Annotated in this window: 2 tRNA genes and 3 rRNA genes; all 5 read right to left on the bottom strand. The window is 53.1% G+C overall.

Annotation, left to right across the window (positions count from 1 at the left end):
• Nucleotides 1–51: 51 nt before the first annotated feature.
• Nucleotides 52–166 (bottom strand): 5S ribosomal RNA (rrf, locus tag K0B93_RS19155).
• 83 nt (nt 167–249) lie between these two features.
• A 23S ribosomal RNA gene (locus K0B93_RS19150) occupies nt 250–3,143 on the bottom strand.
• 319 nt (nt 3,144–3,462) lie between these two features.
• Nucleotides 3,463–3,538 (bottom strand) — tRNA-Ala (locus K0B93_RS19145).
• A gap of 45 nt (nt 3,539–3,583) precedes the next feature.
• Nucleotides 3,584–3,660, bottom strand: a tRNA-Ile gene (locus K0B93_RS19140).
• Between the two features lie 89 nt (nt 3,661–3,749).
• Nucleotides 3,750–5,289 (bottom strand): 16S ribosomal RNA (locus tag K0B93_RS19135).
• Together the 16S, 23S and 5S rRNA genes with 2 tRNA genes alongside form the textbook arrangement of a ribosomal RNA operon.
• Nucleotides 5,290–5,640 lie beyond the last annotated feature (351 nt).

Genomic DNA, 5,640 nt, shown 5'->3' with positions numbered 1-5,640 from the left:
GGGCAATAAAAAACCCCAGCCTCGAGGAAGCTGGGGTTTTTGGTATTAGGAGTCTGACGATGACCTACTCTCACATGGGCAATGCCACACTACCATCGGCGCAGGCCTGTTTCACTTCTGAGTTCGGGATGGGATCAGGTGGTTCCAAGCCGCTATGGTCGTCAGACAAAACGGTTGATCACTGGGGGACGAGATGGAAAGTGATAGAGACTTCGTTGGTGCGTTATCCGCAATTGTCTTGGGTGTTATATAGTCAAGCCGCACGAGCAATTAGTATCGGTTAGCTCAACGCCTCGCAGCGCTTACACACCCGACCTATCAACGTCCTGGTCTTGAACGGCTCTTCAGGGACCTCGAAGGTCCAGGGAGATCTCATCTTGGAAGGGGCTTCCCGCTTAGATGCTTTCAGCGGTTATCCTATCCGAACATAGCTACCGGGCAATGCGTCTGGCGACACAACCCGAACACCAGCGGTTCGTCCACTCCGGTCCTCTCGTACTAGGAGCAGCTTTCCTCAAATCTCCAACGTCCACGGCAGATAGGGACCGAACTGTCTCACGACGTTCTAAACCCAGCTCGCGTACCACTTTAAATGGCGAACAGCCATACCCTTGGGACCGGCTTCAGCCCCAGGATGTGATGAGCCGACATCGAGGTGCCAAACACCGCCGTCGATGTGAACTCTTGGGCGGTATCAGCCTGTTATCCCCGGAGTACCTTTTATCCGTTGAGCGATGGCCCTTCCATACAGAACCACCGGATCACTATGACCTGCTTTCGCACCTGCTCGACGTGTCTGTCTCGCAGTTAAGCGGGCTTGTGCCATTACACTAACCGCATGATGTCCGACCATGCTTAGCCCACCTTTGTGCTCCTCCGTTACGCTTTGGGAGGAGACCGCCCCAGTCAAACTACCCACCACACAGTGTCCTCAACCCCGATAAGGGGTCCAAGTTAGAACCTCAAACAGCTCAGGCTGGTATTTCAAGGTTGGCTCCACGATGACTGGCGTCACCGCTTCAAAGCCTCCCAGCTATCCTACACAAAACTGCTCAAAGTTCACTGTGAAGCTATAGTAAAGGTTCACGGGGTCTTTCCGTCTAGCCGCGGATACACCGCATCTTCACGGCGATTTCAATTTCACTGAGTCTCGGGTAGAGACAGCGCCCCCATCGTTACGCCATTCGTGCAGGTCGGAACTTACCCGACAAGGAATTTCGCTACCTTAGGACCGTTATAGTTACGGCCGCCGTTTACCGGGGCTTCGATCAAGAGCTTCGCACGAATGCTAACCCCATCAATTAACCTTCCGGCACCGGGCAGGCGTCACACCGTATACGTCCACTTTCGTGTTTGCACAGTGCTGTGTTTTTAATAAACAGTCGCAGGGGCCTGGTATCTTCGACTGGCTTCTGCTCCACCCGCAGGGGCTTCACATACAACCAGCGTGCCTTCTCCCGAAGTTACGGCACCATTTTGCCTAGTTCCTTTACCCGAGTTCTCTCAAGCGCCTTGGTATTCTCTACCTGACCACCTGTGTCGGTTTGGGGTACGGTCTCGAATAGCCTGAAGCTTAGAAGATTTTCCTGGAAGCATGGCATCAATGACTTCCCGCCCTAAAAGGGCAGTCGTCGTCGCGTCTCAGAATTGTGGACCCGGATTTGCCTAAGTCCACTCCCTACTCGCTTAAACCGGGACAACCGTCGCCCGGCTCACCTAGCCTTCTCCGTCTCTCCATCGCAGCTATCCAAGGTACGGAAATATTAATCCGTTTCCCATCGACTACACCTTTCGGTCTCGCCTTAGGGGCCGACTCACCCTGCGCCGATTAGCGTTGCGCAGGAACCCTTGGTCTTCCGGCGTGCGGGTTTTTCACCCGCATTGTCGTTACTCATGTCAGCATTCGCACTTCTGATACCTCCAGCATGCTTCTCAACACACCTTCGCAGGCTTACAGAACGCTCCCCTACCCCGCATACAAAGTATGCAGCCGCAGCTTCGGTGACCAGTTTGAGCCCCGTTACATCTTCCGCGCAGGCCGACTCGACTAGTGAGCTATTACGCTTTCTTTAAAGGATGGCTGCTTCTAAGCCAACCTCCTAGCTGTCTGAGCCTTCCCACATCGTTTCCCACTTAACTGGTACTTGGGGACCTTAGCTGGCGGTCTGGGTTGTTTCCCTCTTCACGACGGACGTTAGCACCCGCCGTGTGTCTCCCGGATAGTACTCACAGGTATTCGGAGTTTGCATCGGGTTGGTAAGTCGGGATGACCCCCTAGCCGAAACAGTGCTCTACCCCCTGTGGTATTCGTCCGAGGCGCTACCTAAATAGCTTTCGGGGAGAACCAGCTATCTCCGGGCTTGATTAGCCTTTCACTCCGATCCACAAGTCATCCCCTGGCTTTTCAACGACAGTGGGTTCGGTCCTCCAGTTGATGTTACTCAACCTTCAACCTGCTCATGGATAGATCGCCCGGTTTCGGGTCTATGCCCAGCGACTAAATCGCCCTATTCAGACTCGGTTTCCCTACGGCTCCCCTAAACGGTTAACCTCGCCACTGAACATAAGTCGCTGACCCATTATACAAAAGGTACGCCGTCACGGAACAAGTCCGCTCCGACTGCTTGTACGCATACGGTTTCAGGATCTATTTCACTCCCCTCACAGGGGTTCTTTTCGCCTTTCCCTCACGGTACTGGTTCACTATCGGTCAGTCAGGAGTATTTAGCCTTGGAGGATGGTCCCCCCATATTCAGACAGGATATCACGTGTCCCGTCCTACTCGATTTCACTAAACTCAGGTTTCGGATACGGGGCTATCACCCACTATGGCGGCACTTTCCAGAGCCTTCTCCTACCAGTTGTTTAGCTTAAGGGCTAATCCCCGTTCGCTCGCCGCTACTTAGGGAATCTCGGTTGATTTCTTTTCCTCGGGGTACTTAGATGTTTCAGTTCCCCCGGTTCGCCCTGTACACCTATGGATTCAGTGCACAGTACCTGGCCGAAACCAGGTGGGTTTCCCCATTCAGAAATGTCCGGATCACAGCTCGTTTGCCAGCTCCCCGAACCTTATCGCAGGCTTCCACGTCTTTCATCGCCTCTGACTGCCAAGGCATCCACCGTATGCGCTTAGTTGCTTGACTATATAACCCCAAGACAACTGATCGTCGAAACAACGCCACTCACCAGGCAAGCCCGATGGGTGTGTCAGTTCGAGACAGTCACTTGAAGCCATATACAACCACTTCAACGACAACACCGGATAACGCTTGAAATCGCTATCACTGATTATCGAATTCCGGAGATAATGGAATCCAATAATCGGTATTTCTATCTCGTCCAATTTGTTAAAGAGCAAATCTGACCCAGTGATCAGAAAGAAGAACTTCATCCAACAACCTCGGTCGTTGATGAAATGCTTGTTTCTGGACACTGATGAACCGAAGTTCGCCAGTAAAGTTTTGGTGGAGCTAGGCAGGATCGAACTGCCGACCTCCTGCGTGCAAGGCAGGCGCTCTCCCAGCTGAGCTATAGCCCCATTTAAGCTACCTCAAATTGGTCAACTCCAGGAGTTGAGCAATTTTGGTGGGTCTGGGTGGACTTGAACCACCGACCTCACCCTTATCAGGGGTGCGCTCTAACCACCTGAGCTACAGACCCAATGGTACGGGCCTGATAGACCCATCTGCTCTCTTCATTAATCAACCAAGTAATTCGTGTGGACTCTGACCGAAGCTTTCGGCTTCGTTTAAGGAGGTGATCCAGCCGCAGGTTCCCCTACGGCTACCTTGTTACGACTTCACCCCAGTCATGAACCACACCGTGGTGATCGTCCTCCCGAAGGTTAGACTAACCACTTCTGGTGCAATCCACTCCCATGGTGTGACGGGCGGTGTGTACAAGGCCCGGGAACGTATTCACCGTGACATTCTGATTCACGATTACTAGCGATTCCGACTTCACGGAGTCGAGTTGCAGACTCCGATCCGGACTACGACGCGTTTTGTGAGATTAGCTCCCCCTCGCGGGTTTGCAGCCCTCTGTGCGCGCCATTGTAGCACGTGTGTAGCCCTGGCCGTAAGGGCCATGATGACCTGACGTCATCCCCACCTTCCTCCGGTTTGTCACCGGCAGTCTCCCTAGAGTTCTCAGCCGAACTGCTAGCAACTAGGGATAGGGGTTGCGCTCGTTACGGGACTTAACCCAACATCTCACGACACGAGCTGACGACGGCCATGCAGCACCTGTGTCAGAGTTCCCGAAGGCACCAATCCATCTCTGGAAAGTTCTCTGCATGTCAAGGCCAGGTAAGGTTCTTCGCGTTGCGTCGAATTAAACCACATGCTCCACCGCTTGTGCGGGCCCCCGTCAATTCATTTGAGTTTTAACCTTGCGGCCGTACTCCCCAGGCGGTCAACTTAGTGCGTTAGCTGCGCCACTAAGGATTCAAGATCCCCAACGGCTAGTTGACATCGTTTACGGCGTGGACTACCAGGGTATCTAATCCTGTTTGCTCCCCACGCTTTCGCACCTCAGTGTCAGTGTTGGTCCAGGTAGCCGCCTTCGCCACTGGTGTTCCTTCCTATATCTACGCATTTCACCGCTACACAGGAAATTCCACTACCCTCTACCACACTCTAGCCTGACAGTTCGAAATGCCGTTCCCAGGTTAAGCCCGGGGCTTTCACATCTCGCTTATCAAACCACCTACGCGCGCTTTACGCCCAGTAATTCCGATTAACGCTTGCACCCTCCGTATTACCGCGGCTGCTGGCACGGAGTTAGCCGGTGCTTCTTCTGTGAGTAACGTCAAGCCTCACGAGTATTAGTCGTAAGGTTTTCCTCCTCACTGAAAGTGCTTTACAACCCGAAAGCCTTCTTCACACACGCGGCATGGCTGGATCAGGGTTGCCCCCATTGTCCAATATTCCCCACTGCTGCCTCCCGTAGGAGTTCGGGCCGTGTCTCAGTCCCGATGTGGCTGATCATCCTCTCAGACCAGCTACGGATCGTCGCCTTGGTAGGCTCTTACCCCACCAACTAGCTAATCCGACATAGGCACATCCAATAGCGCAAGGTCCGAAGATCCCCTGCTTTCCCCCGAAGGGCGTACGCGGTATTAATCCGGGTTTCCCCGGGCTATCCCCCACTACTGGGCAGTTTCCTATGCATTACTCACCCGTCCGCCGCTCGTCAGCGGGGTGCAAGCACCCCCTGTTACCGCTCGACTTGCATGTGTTAAGCCTGCCGCCAGCGTTCAATCTGAGCCATGATCAAACTCTTCAGTTTAAATCATACAAGAATCCGAAGATTCTCTATTCTTGCTCAAGACAAAACTCAATTTCGACGAGTCACTGTCCTGATATTTCGTATCCGAAATACCTCGGCCAGCGCCCACACGAATTACTTGGTCAATTTTTTAAAGAGCGTTTGAGCTGTTGCTCAATCAAGGCCGCGTATTCTACATCGAACCGCCACCTTGTCAACCGTTTATTTTTCGCTGCATCCCGTCTCCGGAACCCGCCGAAAAATCACCCGGCTTACTGCTTGTTTCGAGAGGGCGCATTCTACACCGAACCACCTCTCTGTCAACCGCTTTCTGAAGAATTTTCAAACTCGATTTCTTCAGTACTTTCAAAC

Origin of the sequence: Marinobacter sp. F4218 (genome assembly GCF_019443085.1) — a bacterium.
Taxonomy (GTDB): Bacteria; Pseudomonadota; Gammaproteobacteria; order Pseudomonadales; family Oleiphilaceae; genus Marinobacter; species Marinobacter albus.
Note: the sequence above shows the minus strand (reverse complement) of the source record. Positions and strands in the feature narration are given on the sequence as shown.